Here is a 20667-nt window from a genome sequence, read left to right on the forward strand (position 1 = left end):
GGCCGTAGGCTTCATCGTCGAACCCGTCATCGGCACCATAGCTGAGAATGATTGCGTCGAGCGCTTCACCCAGGAGATGCCGCTTGCTGAATAGAGGGTGATCAAGGATGGAACGCGGGACTTCTTCGCCTGGCGCTTTCCTTGGATCAGTCGTCGCTTCTCGAAGTCGCGATACCGTCTGAGCTACATCAGCGGGTGAGCACTTCGACATCGCGCCGAGAAGCAGGTTGGTCAACGATGACGCCACCACTTGCCATGTCCCACCCGGACCGACCGCGCCGAGCAGCCCCTCGGCATCAAGTGCCTTAGCAATCGCAAGGAGTTCGGCCTGAGGCGCTCCCAAAAATTCACTTACTGTAGAGGCCAGATCGTCGAGGCTCATTAATCACCGCCCTAGGCTGCCCGTTTGGCTAGCTATCGCGTCAGTTCATTGGATTGGCAGATTTGCGTTTCGTCAGTTCTTCGCGACCACACGCCGCCAAAGGCAGAAGTAGTGTGCTGCATCCCCCAGTTAGTCAGCGGCTGCTGAGCCATGATCGAAGCCTGCAGGCATAAGCCGGATTTCAGCTGGACGTCCGTCCTCATGGAACCAACGCTCAACGATGCGAGCATCATCGCTACGAGGACGCGGCGAGGCTTGGCGAACTTTGAAAGTGGTGGGTAGGTTCACCGATGTCCCGAACACGAGGGCATGTTGCTTGGGCAGCGACGGCAGGCGCTTGAGGACAGCGTCCGAGATAAAGGGCGTCATTTGCCGGATCTGCGCGAGGTCATCTGGATTCTGAATTCTGTGGACCACGAAATTCGAACATTGGCTAAGCACGGTCTTGGAGAGTTCGCTGGGTCTCTGTGAGGCGAGCATCACGAACATCCCATACTTCCGCCCCTCCTTCGCGATCCGCTCGAAGCCCTTGGTGGCGTCCAGCGCGAATCGAGATGGTGCCGCAGCGATATAGCGGTGAGCCTCTTCCAGGAGCAGGTGGATAGGGAAGCGACTGCGTGGATCCGCCTTTCGGAGTAGCTTGAACAGCATACGTGCGGTTACCGCGCTAACGAGTTCGACCACCTCGTCTTCTACGTCGTTCATGTCGAGAATGACGATCTGATTGATCTTGGTGAGGACTTGGCCGTTCTGCCGTAGCCCAACCAAGCGCATCAGGAAGTCCAAGGGCGAAGGCGCATTGCCAAGCTCAGTGCTGGAGTGCCGGAGAAATCCGTATTCCGAACGTTCCTGCAGGGACTTTAAGCGCGTCACCAATGAAGCACAGTAGTCTCGGATCTGCCGGTTGCCGTGCGCCTCCTCATAAAGGATGGCGAAGTCCAGACACTCAGCAAGGTCGTCGAAGGCGAACGGCGTGTGGTCGTACGACGGCAGGTGAACATCCTCTCTCACCTTCCCCCGAACGACTTGAAGAAAACCATCCTGACCGTTACCGGCGAAATTGCCGTACTGCATGTTAGGGCCGAACCTGTTGAGCAGGGCCATGTTCAGTGTCGCCGTCGGATACTTCTGCAGCAGCGACACCACGCGCTGGAATTTCGAGACGGGCGAGTCGCCGTCGGCACCGCGGAAGCACTCGATGATGCAGGTCGCGATGAAGTGTTCCTTGGTCTCAAGAGCCGCCGCCGACTGAGTTCGAAAAAGGCTGGTCAACCCCAACGCCGCACGCAGCACTGGCAGCTGCGTCTTCTCGCTGGCCTGAAGTAGCAGCTCCCATTCCGACATCTCAAGGAACCAGTGGGGGAGTCGAAAGCCGCCCGGCGAACCGTCCAGGACCAAGCGCTCCACGCCGATCTGGCCGCGCTCCGCCAACGGCGTGAGGGCGGTCCCATATTCACCATTCACGTCGAAGACGACGAAGGTGGCGCCCCTGGCGTGGTGCTCATCGGCTTTTTCGAACAACGCCTGCAGCATGGCGGCGACAGTGCAGGATTTGCCGCTGCCTGTATTGCCAAGCACGGCCACATGACCGCCGAAGAAATCGTCCAGGCGAACCTTGACCTCATAGTCCTCAAAGACGACCGATTTGCCGATGGAGAGAACACGGTAGCGGCTGGCGTCCGGAGGCGTGCATGCCTCGCCATTGATGCTTGCCGAAGGTTCCACCGGCACGTCGGTTTCGAAGATGCGGTCCAGTTCGCGGTCGAGCGCATAGAGGGCGTCGGCGTACAGCGACGGAAAAATCGAGACCCCGAACCGGAAGGCTCCGCCTGAGACAGGCAGCATGCCGACAGGCACGAGATCTAGAAACTTCGACGACGTGGCCCGTTCCAGGTCTCCTCGGTCGCCAGGAGCGCTGGCGTCGCGTTCGCGCAGACCGATCACCTCGGCGACGACATATTCTGACTGGGCCGGGATCATAAGGAAGGATCCCAGACGGGCGACGTAGTGGACGTCGTCGAAGCCGACCACGGTGAAGTTGTCGGTGCCGGCGTGCATCTCGACCACGAACCGGTCGGCGGTGACGGCGACCACCTTGCCGATGGCGCGCTTGCGATCGTCGTGGGTCACGCCTCGCCATCCTTGTTGGGTGCCATGGCCCTCATGACTTTCTGGACAGCTTCGTCGATCCGTTCGCTGGGGCGCTGCGGTAGGAAGTGTTCGACGATGGTGTTGAAATAGTGCGCCCGCGAGCCCTCCGTGGGGCCGTCGCCGCCGATGATCCAGATGCGAGGGTCACCCAGTTTGCGCAGTTTGGCGATATCGCCTCCGGAGTCTGGTGAGGCGAAGATGATCAGCCGGAACGTCGGGATCGTCAGCGCCTGATAGATGATATTGTTGAGGTGCTCGTCGCCGAAGGCGAAGCCGGCGGTGATCAGCACGCTCTGCTCGCGGACCACGCGCGACTGAAACTCCCGGAAGAGATCGGCGTAGGGCGAGGCCAGGGATGCATTTTGCTTGGCGGGCGTGGGGTAGATCAGCATCCGCGACGCCTCGGCGACGGGCCAGTTTTCCCGAATGGGCAGCAGACCGTGATCGTCTTCTGTCCAGCTGACCGATCCGTGCAGCTTGCCCAGGTAAACGAAGGCATCGACGGCCGCCCATTTGCGGTTTCCGACATCGAGCTGCTCGGCGAGGGCGTATCGGAAGCTCGCCGGATTGAAGCGGCGCTCGACGAAGCCCGTGAAGCCGTTGGCGTACGGGATCCCGAGACGGTCCATCGCGATCTCGTTGAAGAGGTCGTAATTGGTGGTGAACACCCACGGTCGCGGCAACGAGCGGTCCCGCAGCACGAGTTTGCGGTAGAACTTCTCGTAGAGGTCCCGGACAGAGGTGTCGCCGCGGCTAAAGGCGCCAGCGGTGAGCCGCTCCCACAGAAAGTCCTGCACCTTCTGGATGATGCCGTTCACAAGCTGGAGTTGGGCACCATGCGCCGCCTTTGCGCTACGGGTCAGGACGAAGCGCTGACCAAACAGCACCTCCATCAATCGCTCGAGGTTTTTGTTGTAGCCGTCTTCCAGATCGACCCCCAGGTCGTCCAGCACAGCCATCTCCTCGGCGGTCAGTCGCCAGGTCTGCGGCGGTGCGGCGTCGGCGTCGGCGTCGACGTCGTCGCCTTCGCCTTCGCCTTCGCCTTCGCCTTCGCCTTCGGGACGGACAACATGGTTGGCCCCGTCGGAACCCCGGACCTCGAACTGGCCGCCGTTAGCCTGATCCACCGCCTCGCCGGGGGAGAGCGCCGTGGCCGCCGCGATGGTTTCAGACATGGCTTCGCGACAGAACTCCGACGCGAGCGGCAGCATCGTTGGAATGCCGCGTTCGATCCTGTCCCGCATCAGCGAAGAACAGCCCGCGCCGAGCAGGAAGGCGACGTTCTTGGCGTTCATCGCCTCCGAAATCATCTGCCGGACGCTGGCGATCGTGTTCTGCCGGCCGTTCGTACCGTCCTCATCCCAGGTCACATCGACGGGGGTTTCGGCGCCGTCCCGCAGAAATTGAAAGCTTCGCCCGGTCCGCTCTGTGCTCATCGCCCCCCCAAAGTCTCCTCGCCGTTCGACGCAAGGCCGTGCGCGCTAGTAAGGCGCGTAGCTAGGCCTAGCCGCAACCGGTAGTGCCTACAATGAGGCAACCACACCCACGACCTGTCAGGCTCGTTCGGAGAAGCGCTCGAAGGCCGTGATGCGCTTAGGGCTAAGCTGGGGATCGTAGCCGTAGATCTCCTGGGTCAGGAACAGCAGTTCGGCGTCGCGGTCGGCCTCGGCGACGTCGGTGAACCAGGCCTTGGGGCCGGCGGCGTCTTCGCCGTTCCAGCGGTAGCCGCGGGCCTTGAGCTTGTCCTTCATCTCGAACGGCGAACGTTCGGCGACGATCCGCCAGGTGGGGGCGCGGGCCGCATCCAGCAGTTGGGCCAGGCCCGTTCGGCCGTCCTGGAGGGGGCGGCCCAAGATCTCCAGGCCGGCCAGACAGTCGTTCTCGGCCCGGTGGCCGTCGAAGAAGAAGCCGCACTGACTGGCGAGATAGGCGAGCTTGGTCCCCTCGAAACCCTGACCTTTCCAGTCCACCTGGCTCATCGAGCAGGCCCAGCCCTTGAGCTTGAAGGCCTCGGTCAGGCGCTCAGCGAACAGGCGGTCGAAGGCGGCGTTGTGGGCGATGATGATCACCGCCGGAGCGATGAACGCGGCCACCGCTCCGGGATCGATGATCTGGCCGGCCACCATGTCGTCGGTGAGGCCGGTGATCTTGGTGATCTCCGGCGGGATCGGCTTGGTCGGCTGGTTGAGCGCCACGAAGGGGGCGTGGACGGCGCAGAGGCGGCCGTGGGGATCGTAGTCGAACGGCACCATGGCCAGTTCGAGGATCTCGTCCTTGTGGCCGTCCGTGCCCGTGGTCTCGGTGTCGAGGTAGACTCCGCGCTTGAGCGTGGCTGGGTCGAAGTCCGCGTGCAGCGTACAGGTCTCGAAGCGACGCAGGAGGCGATAACGGCCGCTGGCCTCTAGTTGGGCAGCCATGGCCTCCAGGGCGGCTGGGTCGGGTTGATCCGGGGATGTCGGCGCGGCGTAGGGCATGGGCGTCCGGAAGAATCGTCTGGCCATCCTGCCACACGACGGGGGTCAGGAGAGCGTGGACATGGCTGGTGACGGCGGCTGCGGAAATACGCCAGCGTGCGCGGGTGCTCCGGGGGTCAAGCTTGCCGCCCTCCACCGTCTTCTACGCCTGGCAGTCGGGCAGACCATCGGCGATGTGCCGAAACGTCATCCAGAAAGCCCCGGAAGCGGCCGCCGCCACGGTGGGTGCGCGCCATGGGGTGAGATCCATATTGATTCCGACACCCAGGGCGTGCCGGGCACGCCGGCCGTCAGCGAAACCCTCCTGCAGGACATCGACGCCTGCGATGTCTTCCGGGGTGATCTGAGCTTCGTGGCCGAGGCCCTCCGACGACTGCGCTACAGACGAGCACCCGGATGTGGATGAAAGCAATGGGCCTTAATCCCAGCGCGCCTCAGACGTCCTACCCGATAATGAAGCAGCAGACCTCCGCTTCACGACCGCGGCTCGACAAAGGCGCGCAGGGTGCTGAGCTCGAGACGGAGGCCTTCTCCCTGGAGCGCCGCCGGATTGCGGAAACGCTTCGCAACAGGTTGCAGGCTGTCAGCTTCATAGACCCTGACTAGCTCATAGCGCGGGCCTTCACGCATCGCCTTTTCGAACTCGCGACGCGACCACTCAAAGCGCCCGTCGCGCCCCGTCGTCGATTTAACCTCGATCCAGAGCACATTGCCGGCTCCGTCGATGGATCGAATATCGTGATCGGCTCCTGGCTCCGTGCGCGATGTCCAGATCACTACCTCCTCTGGGCGCTCGTAACCGAGCTCTCGAACCCGCTGGATCTCAAGATGGTAGATTAATTCTTCGCCACGGGTCCCGACCATCCGATCGCGTTCGACCTCATAGGCCGATGGCGGGGTCCAGTAAGATGGCCCCCGATACCCTGGATCACGCCCTCCTGAACCGCTGATCACTGGCGCGGCGCCAACCACCGGCGCCTCGCTCAAGATCACGGCCGCCAACACTGGAAGCGTCGGTGGACGTCGTACCGGAGGCGGTATCACCGGAGCGGGCGCTGGAGGAGGCGACGGCGACGGCAGCGAAGCCGGCGGCGGCTCCACAGCTCGAGGCGTGGTGTCCAGCTGATCAAGCACGGTTCTTAGGATGTCTTCGGTTCGGGTCTTGGTGTCGAACAGATCCTCCTGCTCCTGGGAAGCTTCACTGAGCGAAGATGGCGGCGATATTCCCTGACTCAGCAGGAAGGATCGCGCGTCGGCGGCGCTTACGCATCGCAGCAGGAGAGAGATAAGCGGCGAAAGCGCTCGGCGATCTGAAATCCGCGCGGCTCCGGCAATTTCCGCGATCGCCGCAGCGAGCCTTTGCTCCAGCTCCATCCGACTGCGCGGCATCGCGACAGAAATGCCACCCGACGAGACCGCGAAGTCGGTGTCGACCTGCACCGCCTTGCCTGCGATCCTATAGGTTAACTGTAAGTCGGCGACGATATCGATGCCGACGACGGCGCTCAGACGTTGGGCCAGCTTTGATGCACTCACTGGGCCGAAGGTGCCGACTTGCCGCCGACGGGCATGGCAAAGTTCCGCTAGGCCCAGAGCGAAGTTCGGATTGCGGATCTGGCTCAGCGCGTCATCGAGCGCGGCCCGAACCCAGCCTAGAGCTGGCCTGATTTCACCAAGCTTCGGAGTGGGCGAGCCGCATCGGGTGGAAAGGGTCGAGATGTCGAGGCGGAGAAAGAAACTACGGCTTTCTTCCGCCGCGTCGGCGAATGCGATCTTGGCGCCGGCTAGTTCCAAAGCTGTCGCCAATGCAGGAAAATCGTCCTCGACGAAACTTCCCGCGACCAAGTCGTCGGCCCGATGCAAACCGCCTGCCCTGTCGAGCAGAAACCGCAGATCAACCGGCAGGTCTTCCGTCCACGAAGTGAGAAGTCGGCGACGGTAAGCGTCCCTCAGCAATGGCCGGTCGATCAGCGGCAACGTACCGTTTCTCGATGCCGCGCGGGCCTCGAACCAGCGGAAAGTGGAAATCCAATGCCGCGTCCGCATCTGGGGCTGCGCCCCCAAGGTCAGATAGGCCTGAGCCAACTCATCGCTGCCACGGAAAACCGCCAACGTGACCGCTTGAAAACGCGCGACCGTGGCGGCCACGATAACGTCCTGCGGCGCGTGATATTCGTTCTGGACGTATAGAACGGGCTCCGCAGCCAGCATCGCGATGTCGGCTGGTTGCCGGCGCAAGGCGTCCGCGAGGGTCTGGTAAAACTCGCTGAGCCGAGGCGGTGGCGCTTTGTCCACGCGCCTGCGGCGCAGCAGAGCCAAAAGCGTGGCAGCGTCGGGCACCGAGCGACAGCCCAAGCGACGGTAGAGGGAAACGTTGCCATCGGCGACGATCACGGCCGGGTCGTCCAACCATTCCAAATTGCTTGGTGTCGCCAGGTGCAGTTCCGAGGCCGACGAAAGCCCTCCCGCGCGATTGCGCAGGCAAGGCAGTTTTGCCAACTCGTCGGCCACGGATAGCTTCAGAAGCCCTTCGTGCCGCACAAGGAACGCCTCGAACGCGCCTCCCCCACCTGGATGATCTCCCAATCGCCTGGCGAGCGCTATGAGATCATCCGCGATGACTTTGCGACGAACCGAAAGCCGCTCCAGCAGCTCGGGGCGCTTCACCAGATCGGCATGTGGCGCATCGACAACGTGATGCAACACCGCCGCGTCGTGGCGTGGCAGCATCGCCAGGTCGATGGGCCGGACCCAGTCGCCGGAATGACTACGAACCACTGGGCTCTTGCGAACAGCCGCCAGGACGCGCGGAGCCAACTTCGTTTCGGGCAGAAGCAGCCAGCGATAGAGCGCACCGCGCTCCTTGGCGTCGATGACGCCGGTCTCGGCGCGAGAGCAAGCGTCGACGGCCCAATCGGCATAGTCGAAGGGTACGCACATTCGAGCAAACAGGCTTACGTCGGCCAACTTGGGGTGAAGCCGGGTCGACATCGGTGCGGGACAAGCAGCCCAAATACTTGGGTCTACAAGCGTTAGTTTGTGGACGGGCGCCAAACTCTGATCGGCCGCCAAAGTCGATCGCGTGTCGCGGAGGTCCTTACGGTTGGCGGGCGATAACCGGCTACGCAGGCTGGACAGCACCTCGGCGCTTCTCACCTGATCAGCGACATCGACGGGCCCGCTTTCGAAGGAGGGATAATGGTAGTCGGCTTCAGATGCGGATAACTTGGTGGCTAGCGTATCCTTACCATTCGCCCCAGCGCAGCGCAGGCGGACCAGCGCATTGATCGTGAAGTGTTTGGCCCCCATGGACCTAACCAAATCCATGACCACAGGGGAGTCCATCAGACGCTTGTCGAGGCTGTTGTTGGTGCCCATGAAGCCGTCCAACTTCGGCTCCCCTGCGACGACAAGGTTTTCGGCCTTTGCGAACACAATCGCCCCGCGTTTGGAGGCCTGGGTTGGCCAAGCTGCTTGCGTACGAAGGTGATTGATGACGGCCGTTTGATAACGGTCGGGCGCCGCAGGTCTCCCAGGCGATATTCCCTCATAGGCCAGCGCCCCGAAACGCCCCAGCCAGTCTTTCTGCAAGACTTCCGTCGTCAGACGAGCGGCTTCATCCAGGAGCCAGTCATTCCAAGGCGTCTGCACCACAGCCGAACGATCCTGGTCCAACTTGAACGGCGCGCTGATACTGAATGGAAAGCCCGTCAGCCCCTGGGGCGCTTGCAGCGGGTAGTAGAAATTGCCGTTGCGGCTCACATCCAGGCGACGGCGGATCAAAGGCACGGACACCGCGACGTTCAAGCGCCCTCGTTCCGCAGCATAGTAGCTGGGGAAATCCACACCGCGACGCTCGGATGGAATAGCGACCGACCGTATGAACTCCAGTTCCTCGACCTTCAGAATTCGCGGGGTGCCACCGCTGGCCGAGCGATCTTCCAGTCGTCCTTTGCGGCGGATGAGCGTTACCCCACGAACGGCGCTCGGCTCGGCCTTGGCCGATTGCGACCAGATAATCCGGCGCCCCGTGCGTTGGGCGTTGACGTCTAGGCTGGTGACACCCTTGGCGCTCCCGGCGCCCGCCAGCTTGACCAAGGTTGGCAGGAGCGCTTGAGCGATTTCGTCCATCGCCTTGTGTTCACGCTCGACATCAAACGGCTGCAAATCCCGCAGCACCGCCGTCCGATACGGAACATGGATGCTGACCCCAGGAAGACCTAAGGAAGTCGGATCCTCGAGGTTCCGTGTCCCCATCTGTCTAACGTCCAGGATTGCGACCCGGCCGTTGGAGCGCACATGGATACGGTCACCGAAAAAGAACAGTGATCGGATGCCGAAATTCTTGGACCCGATACCGTTGGACTTGGGGTCAACTCTCTCAGCGCCATGACTACCGATCACGTCGCCGGTGCCGACGATCACGTCCAGTCGCGCCCAGCCATCGGCCGCGATAGGCCGGCCCGAGCCGGTGATCGTCAGTTCGGACGGCCCAAACACGATGCCAATATGGCTGCCACCGCCATCGAATTCGTTTTGAACGATTTCGCGCAAAACATCGGCCGCCGAATGCCCCAGCACGAAATCATCGATGATGCTCGAGCCGACACGTTGGTTTATCTGCCCCTCGATCTCCGGCGGAACCCACGCGCCACCAGCTAGATCATCCGCACCGGCGACAGAGTCCGCTTGGGAGCCCGAGCCAATCGACGATGACACCATTGCCCCTCCGGTAGATTACCGGCAGCCAACACAATCGTACATCACATGTCCACAGGGCTCGCGGAGGATGCGGGCTGCCCAGTCCCTAGCCGCTCCAGCTCGGCGCGGTAGTGGCCTGACCCCGGATCAAAGCTCACTACCCGCCAGCGTGCTCCGCGACGCTCGACATCCCAAGGGTCCGCCGAGGTCACGCGTCCGCCAGGCGTGCCGTGGACGATGACAACGTCCACCGCCCCACCCAGCTCCGCCATAACGCGGGCGAGGTGGCCTATCCGCTTTCTATTGCCGGGCTTGCGCTTCCACAGATCATGGTCGCGCCCATGAAGCTGCGTGTCGAACACGAACAGGCCGTCACCGCTACGGTGGATCTCGTCGCGCCAGATTGAGATGCAAACCCCACCCGGGGACATCGCGCTCCAATCAGTGCGCGGTTGGGTGATGATGTAGCCGAGCGCCTGGAAGGCATTTGAGAAATTCATGGAGTGGCCGCCACTGCTCGCCCTAAGCTGAAGTTTCTGTCATCGCAACTCGGAGGCGACGTGGAAGGCAAGGCTTTAGTTGCCCAGATACGCAGGACTCTTTCGCAACGCACGGGGCGCGAGTTCACGGATGTGGCCCTGGCCGCACACTTGGGGTTGTCGCCTGCCCGCCTCTCGCAGCTCAAATCCTCACCAGCTCTGTCGGCCTTGCAGGTCGCGCGCCTGATCGACAAAGTCGATACGACTGCGGAGGCCCGCGCCACCCAAGATTTGATCAAGACCGTGGTCGAGTTCCATCCGATCTACTGCGTCGCCAACGCGCGGGGCGGCGTCAGCAACGATCTCTTCGACGTGATGGTCGATGGAGAATTGCACCCCTACCGCAACGGACTGCGCGATGAACTGCGGGCCGCCAACGGGGTCTATCTCTTCTATGACAGCCGCGGCCGCGCGCTCTATGCCGGTCAAGCCAAGCATCAGTCACTGTGGAAGGAAATGAACCTCGCGTTCAACCGCGACCGAGGCGAAGTTCAGGCCCTTGCGCGCGTTCAACACCCTGATCGGCGCGTGGAATTTCGTCGCTCGCAGGAAAAGCGTCGCCAGATTGTCACCCGCCAGGTGCCCCTGCACGAGATGGCGGCCTATTTCAGCGCCTACGCCATCGCTCCAAGCATGATTGATGACCTGGAAGCCCTGCTGATCCGAGCGTTCCCCAATGATCTGCTGAACAAGAAGCGCGAGAACTTGGGCAAGGCCACGCGCAAGTAGAAATGTCGGCCTTCCGGTCGTTCCGTTTCAGGTACGGCCTCGCCGCCTTTGGGCGGAACTTACCAATGGAAGCGAAGTGTCACGCCTCCCCGCTCGACGCTCGATCCTCTAAGACCTCGGTTCGCAATAGCCGGCCCGAGGCCAGGCGGCGAGACAGCGCTTCCAGGAAGCCGGTGTATCGCTCCTGCCCCTTGGCGTTTTGAGCCCTTTGGTCTCCGGCGCTAAGGCTAGGCGTCGCGGTCAGCCAGGCCTTCACGAAGAGGGCGACGGCTTCATTCGAAATCGTCACGTCACGCTCGATCCGCTCCAGCTCCCGGCCGATCCGGTCTAGGCGCCGAACCACGGCCGCCTCGGCTGCCTCGTCGCTGTCCGGCGACAGATAGCTGGCGAGCGCTGCCTGGACGATCTCCGACTTTGATCGACGCGTTCGCCTCGACGCCTCGTCCAGGGCCAGAACGAGATCGCGCGCCAGGAAGACTTTTGTCTGAACCTTCATCACGCCCTCACAGCGGAATACCGTCATCGGGGTCCAGGCTGGCCTGTCTGGCCGCAGCCCTGAAGCGGCGCGCCTGCTCGGCCTGAGCGGACTCGTCGGTATCGGTTTCAAGGTCCAGCCAATCCTCCGCCGCAGGCGGCTCCGGCGCGGGCGCGACCGGCGTCTCGAACTCCGGTTCGATCCGATGACCGCCTTCATCGACGGCATCCCCGCTCCCCTTCCCCACGCCATCCGAAGCGGCGATTGAGGCGGTCCAGTCGCCGGCCCCGCTGACGCTGAGAGCCTTCAACTCAGTTGGCGGCTCGGCCACTCGGCCTGCCAGTTCGGGATCCAGAAAGTAGCGCACCTTCGTCGCCCGGATGGGCGGGACACCCGAGACTTGCACCAGGGCCTCGTCGGCCGGAAGCTGCATCACCTCGCCAGGCGTCAGCAGCGGCCGGGCGGTCTCCTGTCGACTGACCATCAGGTGACCGAGCCAGGGCGAAAGCCTGTGCCCGGCGTAGTTCTTCATCGCCCTCATTTCCGTGGCGGTTCCCAGGCTGTCGCTGATCCGGCGCGCGGTTCGCTCGTCGTTGGTCGAGAACGCCACGCGGACATGGCAGTTATCGAGGATCGAATTGTTCTCTCCGTAGGCCTTGGCGATCTGGTTCAAGCTTTGCGCAATAAGGAAAGCCTTGATCCGGTAGCCGGCCATGAACGCCATGGCCTGCTCGAAGAAGTCCAGCCGGCCCAGCGCCGGAAACTCGTCGAGCATCAGTAGCAGACGGGGCCGGTGGCGCGCGCTTTCCAGACCCTCGGTCAGACGCCGTCCGATCTGGTTGAGGATCAGCCTGATGAGCGGACGGGTCCGACTGATGTCCGACGGCGGCACGACTAGATAGAGGGTCACTGGCCGACCCGCGGCGACGAGGTCGTCGATGCGCCAGTCGCACCGGGCGGTCACCGCCGAGACGATCGGGTCGCGGTAGAGACCCAGGAACGACATCGCGGTTGAGAGCACGCCCGACCTTTCGTTATCGCTCTTGTTCAGGAGCTCACGGGCTGCACTGGCGACGACCGGGTGGACCGCGTCGCCCAGGTGCCGCGTGGCCATCATGGCCCGCAGCGTGGCCTCTATGGTCCGGCGTGGATCGGCCAGGAAATTAGCGACGCCGGCCAGGGTCTTGTCGGCTTCGGCGTAGAGAACGTGTATGATGGCGCCGACCAGCAGGCTGTGGCTGGTCTTGTCCCAGTGCGACCTCCGCTCGAGCGCTCCATCCGGGTCGACCAGGATGTCGGCGATATTCTGCACGTCGCGCACCTCGGTCGGTCCTCGCCGCACCTCCAGCAAGGGATTGTAAGCGCTGGAAGCCGGATTGGTCGGGTCGAACAGCAGGACCGGCCCCACCGTTGCGCGGCAGGCCGCCGTCAGCTGCCAGTTCTCTCCCTTGATGTCGTGGACGACCGCCGAGCCCGGCCAGGTCAGCAGGGACGGCACGACCAGGCCCACGCCCTTGCCCGACCGGGTCGGCGCGAAACAGAGGACATGCTCAGGACCATCGTGGCGCAGGTAGTGGTCCTTCATCCGGCCGAGCACCACGCCATCGGCGCCGAGCAGCCCGGCCGCCCTGGCCTCCTCCTCCGTCGACCATCGCGCCGAGCCATAGGTCGTCACCTTCTTGGCCTCTTCCGCGCGCCAGATCGACATGCTGATCGCCACGACGACGGCGATCAGGGCGCCGCCGGCCGCCATGAAAGCGCCGCGCGCGAACACGTCGGGCGCATAGGCCTCGTAGACGAACCACCACACGAAGAAGGCCGGCGGCGGATAGACCGGCCAATTCCCAAGCCGAAACCAGGGCGGCCCCAGTTGCGGCTGAAAGCCCAGCCGCCAAGCCGTCCATTCAGTCGCCAGCCAGACGCCGGCCAGGGCCAGGAGCATGACCACGAGGATCTGGCCCCAGAGGATTTTCGTACCGCTCATGTCAGGATCTCGCTCTTCAAAGCCCGATCCCCCGCTTGCGCCCCAGGGCCCAGTCGATGCCGCCGCCCTGGCTGACCACGCCCCTCACCTCCTGGCCCAGCCGCCCGTCCAGCCCTCGCGTCCAGGGCACGAGCTGGAAGCCCAGCCCGTCCTCGATCATCGCGAACCGGCCTGACACCAGGTCGAGCCGCCGCTGATAGACGCCGGCGATCGGGTCGCCGGCCTTGACCGGGTTCCAGGTCCCGCCGGTCTCGGCGGCGATGTTGTCGGCGACGCGCACCAGCTCCTGGGCGCGAAGACCCGCCACGAGCCCCGCCCGCGGCCGGCCCAAACGATCGGCCAGCCCGCTGGCCTGCAGGTGCGTGCGACGGCGAACCAGAGCGTCACGAACCTCCCGTCCGAAGCCGCCACCGGCGAGCGGTGTCGGCTCGCGGACGACAAGCTGTCGATCCAGCCAGGTCGCGCCCGACGCGCTGACCTGGCGATCAAGCGTGAGGTCGGATCGATGGATGAGTTCGAGGCTCGGCTTCTCGCCGGGGACCTGGCGCGACCGGATCTCAACGAGGCCGCCGACCGGGGTGTCACCCGTCGCGCCCAGGTCCTTGAACCGAAAGTGGTGCAGGCGCCCGTCGACGCCATTGACCACGGTGTAGGCTTGGCCACTATGCTCGTCGTGGAGGCCGCGATCGACCAGCCGCCCGACGATCGGCGCGTCCAGGTGCTCGGCCTGGATCGCGAGGTCGGCCAGATTGCGATCGGCGTCGCGGATCGCGCGGTGCAAGGTCTTGATGATGTCACCCCGCTCGCCCAGGGCGCGCAGGCGCGGCTCGAGGTCGTCGGCGAGCCGCCATTGGCCATTGTGCTCGTCGGCGAGGCCAAGGCGTTTCAGGCGCTGGACCCGTCCGATCAGGCGCGGCGGCACACGGTCGCCGCCATCGGCCGAGGGACGAAGATCGACCAGGCCGTCAGGGCCAATGCGCCCCCGCAGCGTTCGGTCCAAGCTGGTCCACCGGTCCGCCTCGACCTCTCGGTCTAGGCTCGCGGCGATCTCCTCCGGCGAGCGCGGTCCAAGCTCCAGGGAGACCAGGGCCTCGGCCCGCTGGCGCAGTCCCTTGGTCATGTAGTCGGCGTCGATGACGAGGTCGGCGCCGTCGTCGCCCACGCCGCGGATCAGCACATGGACGTGCGGGTGGTCTGTGTTCCAGTGGTCGACCGCCACCCAGTCCAGACGCGTGCCCAGATCCTTCTCGGCCTGGGCCAGCAGATCGCGCGTCGTGGCGCGCAGATCGTCCAGCGCCCCGGCGTCCTCCGGGGAGACGATGAAGCGAAAATGGTGGCGATCGTCCTGGCAACGCTCGGCGAAGCCGGCAGGGTCGGCCGCGCCCCCGCGGTCGAACATCTCGGCGGGCGCGCCATCTCGCGTAACCCCCTCGCGCCGCAGATAGCGCATGTGCATGGCCAGCGGCGCGGCGGTGTAGCGGCTGCCGCGATGGCGGACGATCCGGGCCTTGACGACCACACGGCGATTGCCGCCGCGCGCGCGGCTGGCCGCATCCCGCCCCCGCCCCGACCGACGACGACCGCTTCGTCCCTTCAGGTCGAGGGCGCCCTGCCCGCTTCGGCGCGACGCGCCTAAGACTTCCTGTACGAAGCCCCGAAGCCGCGGCGCGATGCGCGCGCCCTGATCGCCGATGCGTCCCAGACGCAGGAAAAACTCGTTCTCGTCGGTCATCGGGACGGCCTGTGCGTCCAGGTCCCGGACAAGTCTCTGATCGCGCTAGAAAACCTTGGAAATCCGGGACCTGGCCTCCAGGCTAGGTCCCGGAATTTCCTGAGCACCATCAAGGCCATGGACCCAAAAGGTCCCGGCCCTTTAATCTCGCCATCTCCCCCTGCCCTGGTCTCCTTACCCCCAGCAACCTTCCCGCATGACTTCCCTCCGCCCGCGACCGTGAGCACCTTCATGGCCGCACCGCCGGTTCGGGCGGATCCATCACGGTGGTGAGCGTCCGTCGATCGACGCTCGGTGGCTGAGCGGAGATGGGCGAAACGAAGATTCCGGCTGCACGCCAGTCGCTGATCTTCGGCGGAACCAGGCCAGGAATCCCCGCAACCGATCGGTCGATCCGCGACTCGACGGCCGCCACGTAGGCAATGGTTTCGGCGGGCAGTTTTCGCTGGCCATCGAGCACGGCCTGATACCGCGCAGGCCCGGCATTGTAGGCCGCCAGGAACCCCGACCGGCCGAAGCGATCGTACAGACGGCGAAGGTAGGCCGCGCCAGCGAGAATGTTATCCCGATGCTGAAACGGGTCGGGCCCTAGCCCCAGTTCGACCGAAAGTTCGCGCCAGGTCGGCGGCATCAACTGCATCAGCCCCATCGCCCCCTTGGGCGAGAGGGCAAAAGGATCGCCGCCGCTCTCGGCGGCGATCACCGCCTCGATCCAGCTGACCGGGAGGCCAAAGCGCGCGGCGGCTTCCTCGACAGCCTCGCCGATCAACGCCCGCCGCGGACTGATAGACGCTACCGCCCGCGGCTCAGCCGACGCACAGTAACCGCACGACGTCAGCAAGAGGGACAGCACGGCCGCGCGCCATGCGCGCGAAGTCCTTGCCGACCTCCCGGCGAACCAAAGCGTGCGGCCGTGCTCGCCGCCGTCAAGGAAAGCGCGCTTGGCGCGCCGACCTGCCGGCCGTCCTTGACCGCGGCTGCGCCAGGCCGCCGACGCGGTCCTGGCCGGGACGGGGAAAGGCCGCCGCAGACGACCGAACAGGGAAAGTAGCGTCGCTGCGGCCATGTCAGCGCCCCCAAGTCCAGAGCGGCAGTAGCCGGCCGCCCAGGCAGCTGCGCGGAACCGGACCGAAATAGCGGCCGTCCAGGCTGCGCGGCGCGGCGGCGTTGAGCAGGAAAACCTCGTCGGCGGCGAGCCGGCGACATGTGCCGGCTGCACTCAACCCACGACCGACGAGATCGCGCGATATGATCTCGCCAACGACGCGGCCATCGATCGACACGACGCCGTCGCGGGCGCACACGGCCTGCCCCTCGACGGCGGCGATGTGCTTGATGAGCGGCACATTGGCCGGCAGGTAGCCGCGCGCGGCCAGCCATCGCGCTAGCTGCGGCGGCGGTCGAACCAGCGCCAGGTCGCCAACGGCAGGCGCCTCTTTCGTCAACCAGTAAAAGCCGACCGGTGCACTGGCGGTCGTGTTGAGGATGAGACGCTTGGCCGGCGCCTGCGCCCAGCTGGCCGCCAGTACGGCCAAGGCCACGCCGCCAATGACCAGCGGTGGGATGCTCAGACGCTTCATCGCGACAGTCTCCGACGCATCAGCCAGGCGCGATGTCGCGCGCGGTCATAGGCGCGCGGCGGCAGGCCAACGCCGATCCGGGCGCCGACATGACGCCAGTGGTCGGGCGCAGCGTCCTCGGCGCGAAGGCCCAGACCCTCGACGCGGTCGATGGCGGCCAGCACGGCCTGGACGCGCGCCCATCCGCTGAGATTGAGCAGGATCTCCGCGCCCGGCGCGACGAAGGGATGGGTGGTGAACGGCTCGCCAGGGGCCACCGCGCGCAGCACCGCGACCCGGGAGTCGACCGTGCCATAGTCGCCCGAGCGCCAGCGGACCAACGCGAAGATCGCACCGGGGCGAAACTCCAGAACGCGACTGCGCCGGTCGATGATGCGCTCGGCGACGGGTCGGCCGAAGCGGATCCAGCGCTCGATCTGGCCTTCCAGCCAGAGCAGTTCGACGTGTGTGTGGTGCGAGGTCACTTGCGCGCGCCGCTCAGGCCGGCGAAGGCCGACGTGGCGGCGTGGGCCTTCGCCGGGAGCACCACCTCGGCCGTGCGCTCGCTGGTGGACGAGCGCCGCCCGCGCGCCAGCCACGCCTCCAGGTCCGCCACGGCGTAGACCACCCGTCCGCCGATCTTCTCGTAGACGGGGCCGGTCCCGTAGGAGCGATGCTTCTCGAGCGTGCGGTTGGAAAGGCCCACGAAGCGCGCCGCTTCGGGCGTGCTGAGGCGGCGCATAGGCAGCTGGGTGTCTGACGGCATAGGGAAGCACCGGGGGCTGGGGCGCGTCGCCGGGGCGGCGATGCAAGGCCAGCCGATGCTGGCGAACCGCCGCGCAGAGGGTGGATGGCGAAGACCGCCCATGCGGCTTTCACCATCCCCCTCGCACTGTCAGAGGCCGCGCCGCAGAAGGGCGAGGTATCCGCCACGCATCATCGCCCGGCCCGTCCGAGCAAGCCTGATGGTGACGTCGCGCAAGGATGAGGTGCGCCATCCCTCATCGACCGCTTCGGCGCCGAAGATCGTCTCGGCGATGCCGCGGTAGGAGCGCCCTTCGAGCGCGCCATCCAGAGCGCAGAGACTTCTGGCGAGACGCTGACGCTGCAGCGGTGTCAGCTGAGAAGACGCCGCCGGCCGTCCACTCACGGTGCGCTCAAGCGCGTCCACGGCGCGAAGGCGAAGACCAAGCTCGCCGTCGAAAGTCAGCAGCACCGCGAGCGGCCCACCGCCCTCCCCGCCGCGTCCAAGCCGCATCTGCAAACCCGATGGAAGCCGGACATGGACGCCGCTCTCCCCTTCGCGCGTCATGCCGCTCGGCGTCGCGAGCGCGCTCTTGGTGCGATCGCCAGCAAGGTCTACGACGAGGGCCGGCGCGATATCGGCGCGCCAAAAGACGCTCGCCTGCTCGGCAGGCAGCAGAGGATCTGCCGCAAACTCAAGTCCCCAGCGCCGGTCGAGTGCGCGATCGTCACCATCGCCAAGATCGCCGCCTGCATCGTATTCGGTTCGGTAGTCGGGATTGCGCCTGAGGAACTCCCACGCCAAGGCGGGGACGGTTAGCCGGGCAAAGGCGCGCCAGCCGCCGCCAGGCCCGCTCGCCGGCGGCCGTGCAGGTCTCGGTGGAGACGACGCCGCGGCCATAGGCCAATGGCGCCAGAAACACCGCCTCCAACCGAAGCGTGGCCATGACCGGGCTAGGGTCTAAACCCTTATTGACTTGGCATTCGGTGCGAATTGGCCACGCTTGGCCGCGCTCTACGGCTGATCGCCGCGTGGCTTCTCAATAGTATCCGCGCAATCCGCGCGGCTATTTGGCGGTCTTTCCAGAAATCGCGGCCTCAATAATGCCGGCGATCCAGGGAAGCTCATCATGGGGCAGCGAAGTTAGTTGATCGAACATGTGCGCCAGCAAGTCAGCACGTCCATCGCCAGCAGCATAACCGCCTGAGCCAAACAGATCGCGAACCTCGATGCCCAGCACCGCAGCGATTGCCGAAAGCGTCTTGAAAGTGGGTGCAGACTCGCCGCGCTCAATTCGGCTGATCGCACCAAACTGTCGATCGATCCGCTCGGCGAGTTGAGGCTGGGTCAGGCCTGCGCGCTCGCGGTGATAGCGCACGAGCGCTCCAACCTGCTGCTGCAAACTCGCCATCGACAACACCTACCCCGCGACGGGGCAATGGTGGGTCAGAGCAGCCCAGCCACACAGAGCTCAGAAAGATTAGAAATATCATCAACTAGGCTTTTCAAGCCTAGTTGATTGTAGGAATCTGTGGGTCAACCTTAGGTCGGACCCATCCCGTGGACGGATCAACACCCGCTTTCGAGCCCAGCCCCAAACTTTCCGCCGCGCTCGACCGCGTGTTCCGTCGCTACCATGGCTGGCTGAGCACCATGCTGCGAAAGCGCTACGGCGCCGCGGCCGCTGAAGACCTGGCGCAGGACACATTCTTGCGCGCGGCCCGCTACCGGTTCGACGACGACGTTCGCTATCCCAAGGCCCTACTGATGCGGATCGCCGACAATCTGGCGCGGGACCAGCAGCGCCGCGACCTTAGCCGGCCGCTAGACAATGTGGATGACGAGACACTGGGGTCGGTCGGCTACCCAGCGCCGCAGGTGGAAGCGGTGACATTCAAGGAGGTCCTGCTAGCGCTCCCGCCAGAGTTGCGCGATGTTTTCATCCTGAGCCATGTCGAGGGGCTGACCTACGCGGAGATTGCGCGCCTCAAGGGCTTGCCCTTGACCACCGTTCATCACCGAATGCGCAAGGCTCTCGAACGGGTGTCAGCGGCGATGCGAGACGAGCAGGATTAGGGCGTGATGATCGGAGATCGGCAAAGGATCCGCCGCCGCGACAAGGAAGCGGCGGGCTGGTTTACGCGCCTCAACGACACGTCCGTGCCGGTTGATGCAATTGAAGCGTTCGACGCCTGGCGCTCCAAGCCGGCCAATGACGCCGCCTACCGCCGCATGGAGGATATCGCGCGCGGCGCCAGCTCGCTGAAGTCCGACCCGGAGATCGCCGCGCTGGCCACTCAAGCGCGACAGCCCGCTTCGCGCGACCGGCCCGCGCCCTTGGCGCAGCGGCCGCCCCGCTATTTGACAGGCCTCGCGTTCGCGGGGGCCATCGCGGTTAGCGCTGCAGTCGTCATCGCCCTGCCCCGCTCCACCTATTCCACCGGCGTGGGCGAGCAGACGATCGCCCGGCTCGACGACGGCTCCGCGGTGCGCCTCAACACCGATACGCGCTTACGCGTGCGGTTCACTGCGGGCGAGCGACGCATCGAGCTGCTGCAAGGCGAGGCCTTTTTCGACGTCGCCCACGATGGCGCCCGCCCGTTCGTGGTCAGCGCCGGGGACGCTCAGGTCCGTGCGCTTGGCACCCGCTTCGACGTGCGCCGCGACGGGCATGCCGTCCAGGTCGTGCTGGCGCAGGGCAAGGTTCGCGTCACCCAGGCGCGCCAGGACCGCGCCTGGACGATGACCCCCGGCCAGGCCCTGACGCTCTCGCCAACCCAAGCGCCCGCCGCGCCCGCCTCGGTCGATGTGGCCGCGAGCACCAGCTGGACGAGTGGACGTCTGTCGTTCGACGGCGTGCCGCTGAGTCAGGCCGTGGCCGAAATCAATCGCTACAGCCGCCGCAAGATCGTGCTCGACGCCGATGCGCCCAGCCAGCAGCGCGTCACGGGCGCCTTCAAGGTCGGTGACAGCGACAGCTTCATCGCCGCCGTCGGCGCGATCTATGGCCTAGAGCCCAAGGCGCGGTGGGATGGATCGGTCGTCCTGACCCCCACCGGCGCGCCGTCATAATTTTTTCACAGCCCAACTACCAAGCCCCTCGCCCGCCCGCGTCCTACACGAGCGAGGGTTGATCAAGCCGCGTCACCAGACGCCGCCCTCGCCAAGGGGGAGACGGAACATGGGAAGACATTGG

18 protein-coding genes are annotated in these 20667 nt (G+C 65.0%); 3 read left to right on the plus strand and 15 right to left on the minus strand.

What is annotated here, in order from left to right; all coding sequences use genetic code 11:
- The 6 genes from I4Q42_RS24180 to I4Q42_RS24205 all read right to left on the minus strand — a co-directional run.
- The coding region (locus tag I4Q42_RS24180; RefSeq protein ID WP_198578660.1) for a hypothetical protein at positions 1 to 382 on the minus strand (382 nt) is incomplete at its 3' end.
- A 129-nt stretch (positions 383 to 511) separates the two neighbouring features.
- A complete protein-coding gene (locus I4Q42_RS24185) occupies positions 512 to 2512 on the minus strand; it encodes an ATP-binding protein (RefSeq protein ID WP_198578661.1) in 2001 nt (666 codons plus the stop codon).
- The gene (locus I4Q42_RS24190; RefSeq protein ID WP_198578662.1) at positions 2509 to 3969 is read right to left on the minus strand and encodes an SIR2 family protein; all 1461 of its coding nucleotides are present in this window, start codon (positions 3967 to 3969) and stop codon (positions 2509 to 2511) included. The genes I4Q42_RS24185 and I4Q42_RS24190 overlap by 4 nt, the downstream gene beginning before the upstream one ends.
- 117 nt (positions 3970 to 4086) lie before the next feature.
- On the minus strand, positions 4087 to 5034 hold the full coding sequence (locus I4Q42_RS24195) for a 3'-5' exonuclease (RefSeq protein WP_456298608.1): 948 nt from the start codon (positions 5032 to 5034) through the stop codon (positions 4087 to 4089).
- A gap of 447 nt (positions 5035 to 5481) precedes the next feature.
- The gene (locus tag I4Q42_RS24200; RefSeq protein ID WP_198578663.1) at positions 5482 to 9729 is read right to left on the minus strand and encodes a DUF3883 domain-containing protein; all 4248 of its coding nucleotides are present in this window, start codon (positions 9727 to 9729) and stop codon (positions 5482 to 5484) included.
- A gap of 41 nt (positions 9730 to 9770) precedes the next feature.
- On the minus strand, positions 9771 to 10208 hold the full coding sequence (locus I4Q42_RS24205; protein ID WP_198578664.1) for a hypothetical protein: 438 nt from the start codon (positions 10206 to 10208) through the stop codon (positions 9771 to 9773).
- Positions 10209 to 10268: 60 nt separating this feature from the next.
- Between I4Q42_RS24205 and I4Q42_RS24210 the strand changes: the two genes are divergently transcribed.
- Complete coding sequence (locus tag I4Q42_RS24210) at positions 10269 to 10976, plus strand: hypothetical protein (protein ID WP_198578665.1); 708 nt, start codon at positions 10269 to 10271, stop codon at positions 10974 to 10976.
- Between the two features lie 79 nt (positions 10977 to 11055).
- On the opposite strand, the gene I4Q42_RS24215 is transcribed toward I4Q42_RS24210, so the two are convergent.
- From I4Q42_RS24215 to I4Q42_RS24255, 9 genes are all read right to left on the minus strand, one after another.
- A complete protein-coding gene (locus tag I4Q42_RS24215) occupies positions 11056 to 11472 on the minus strand; it encodes a CopG family transcriptional regulator (RefSeq protein ID WP_198578666.1) in 417 nt (138 codons plus the stop codon).
- A 7-nt stretch (positions 11473 to 11479) separates the two neighbouring features.
- A complete protein-coding gene (locus I4Q42_RS24220) occupies positions 11480 to 13435 on the minus strand; it encodes a conjugal transfer protein TraG (RefSeq protein WP_198578667.1) in 1956 nt (651 codons plus the stop codon).
- Positions 13436 to 13451: 16 nt separating this feature from the next.
- Positions 13452 to 15167 carry a relaxase/mobilization nuclease domain-containing protein gene (locus tag I4Q42_RS24225; protein ID WP_198578668.1) on the minus strand — a complete coding sequence of 572 codons (1716 nt, stop codon included), beginning with the start codon at positions 15165 to 15167 and terminating at the stop codon, positions 13452 to 13454.
- Between the two features lie 229 nt (positions 15168 to 15396).
- Positions 15397 to 16233 (minus strand): lytic transglycosylase domain-containing protein, encoded by an 837-nt coding sequence (locus I4Q42_RS24230; protein WP_198578669.1) that lies wholly within the window; start codon positions 16231 to 16233, stop codon positions 15397 to 15399.
- 1 nt (position 16234) lies between these two features.
- Entirely contained in the window at positions 16235 to 16747 is a 513-nt protein-coding gene (locus I4Q42_RS24235) for a S26 family signal peptidase (protein ID WP_198578670.1), read from the minus strand.
- Complete coding sequence (locus I4Q42_RS24240; protein ID WP_198578671.1) at positions 16744 to 17211, minus strand: DUF2840 domain-containing protein; 468 nt, start codon at positions 17209 to 17211, stop codon at positions 16744 to 16746. The genes I4Q42_RS24235 and I4Q42_RS24240 overlap by 4 nt, the downstream gene beginning before the upstream one ends.
- Positions 17208 to 17492, minus strand: coding sequence for a helix-turn-helix transcriptional regulator (locus I4Q42_RS24245; protein ID WP_198578672.1), 285 nt, complete (start codon positions 17490 to 17492; stop codon positions 17208 to 17210). Before I4Q42_RS24245 ends, I4Q42_RS24240 begins: the two co-directional genes overlap by 4 nt.
- A gap of 129 nt (positions 17493 to 17621) precedes the next feature.
- Positions 17622 to 18371, minus strand: coding sequence for a DUF2285 domain-containing protein (locus I4Q42_RS26245; RefSeq protein ID WP_269816545.1), 750 nt, complete (start codon positions 18369 to 18371; stop codon positions 17622 to 17624).
- A gap of 166 nt (positions 18372 to 18537) precedes the next feature.
- Positions 18538 to 18882 (minus strand): helix-turn-helix domain-containing protein, encoded by a 345-nt coding sequence (locus I4Q42_RS24255; RefSeq protein WP_198578673.1) that lies wholly within the window; start codon positions 18880 to 18882, stop codon positions 18538 to 18540.
- A gap of 149 nt (positions 18883 to 19031) precedes the next feature.
- Here I4Q42_RS24255 and I4Q42_RS24260 point away from each other — a divergent pair, with 149 nt between their 5' ends.
- Together I4Q42_RS24260 and I4Q42_RS24265 are read left to right on the plus strand one after the other, a co-directional pair.
- Positions 19032 to 19547 (plus strand): RNA polymerase sigma factor, encoded by a 516-nt coding sequence (locus I4Q42_RS24260; RefSeq protein ID WP_198578674.1) that lies wholly within the window; start codon positions 19032 to 19034, stop codon positions 19545 to 19547.
- A 6-nt stretch (positions 19548 to 19553) separates the two neighbouring features.
- Entirely contained in the window at positions 19554 to 20543 is a 990-nt protein-coding gene (locus I4Q42_RS24265; protein ID WP_232793422.1) for a FecR family protein, read from the plus strand.
- Positions 20544 to 20667: the final 124 nt, after the last annotated feature.

The organism is Caulobacter hibisci (assembly GCF_016135805.1).
In the GTDB taxonomy this organism is placed as follows: Bacteria; Pseudomonadota; Alphaproteobacteria; order Caulobacterales; family Caulobacteraceae; genus Caulobacter; species Caulobacter hibisci.

Coding starts and splice junctions, on each gene's coding strand:
- I4Q42_RS24190 (WP_198578662.1), bottom strand. CDS start 3,969: ATGAGCACAGAGCGGACCGGGCGAAGCTTTCAATTTCTGCGGGACGGC.
- I4Q42_RS24195 (WP_456298608.1), bottom strand. CDS start 5,034: ATGGCCAGACGATTCTTCCGGACGCCCATGCCCTACGCCGCGCCGACA.
- I4Q42_RS24200 (WP_198578663.1), bottom strand. CDS start 9,729: ATGGTGTCATCGTCGATTGGCTCGGGCTCCCAAGCGGACTCTGTCGCC.
- I4Q42_RS24205 (WP_198578664.1), bottom strand. CDS start 10,208: ATGAATTTCTCAAATGCCTTCCAGGCGCTCGGCTACATCATCACCCAA.
- I4Q42_RS24215 (WP_198578666.1), bottom strand. CDS start 11,472: ATGAAGGTTCAGACAAAAGTCTTCCTGGCGCGCGATCTCGTTCTGGCC.
- I4Q42_RS24220 (WP_198578667.1), bottom strand. CDS start 13,435: ATGAGCGGTACGAAAATCCTCTGGGGCCAGATCCTCGTGGTCATGCTC.
- I4Q42_RS24225 (WP_198578668.1), bottom strand. CDS start 15,167: ATGACCGACGAGAACGAGTTTTTCCTGCGTCTGGGACGCATCGGCGAT.
- I4Q42_RS24230 (WP_198578669.1), bottom strand. CDS start 16,233: ATGGCCGCAGCGACGCTACTTTCCCTGTTCGGTCGTCTGCGGCGGCCT.
- I4Q42_RS24235 (WP_198578670.1), bottom strand. CDS start 16,747: ATGAAGCGTCTGAGCATCCCACCGCTGGTCATTGGCGGCGTGGCCTTG.
- I4Q42_RS24245 (WP_198578672.1), bottom strand. CDS start 17,492: ATGCCGTCAGACACCCAGCTGCCTATGCGCCGCCTCAGCACGCCCGAA.
- I4Q42_RS26245 (WP_269816545.1), bottom strand. CDS start 18,371: ATGGCCGCGGCGTCGTCTCCACCGAGACCTGCACGGCCGCCGGCGAGC.
- I4Q42_RS24255 (WP_198578673.1), bottom strand. CDS start 18,882: ATGGCGAGTTTGCAGCAGCAGGTTGGAGCGCTCGTGCGCTATCACCGC.
- I4Q42_RS24265 (WP_232793422.1), top strand. CDS start 19,554: ATGATCGGAGATCGGCAAAGGATCCGCCGCCGCGACAAGGAAGCGGCG.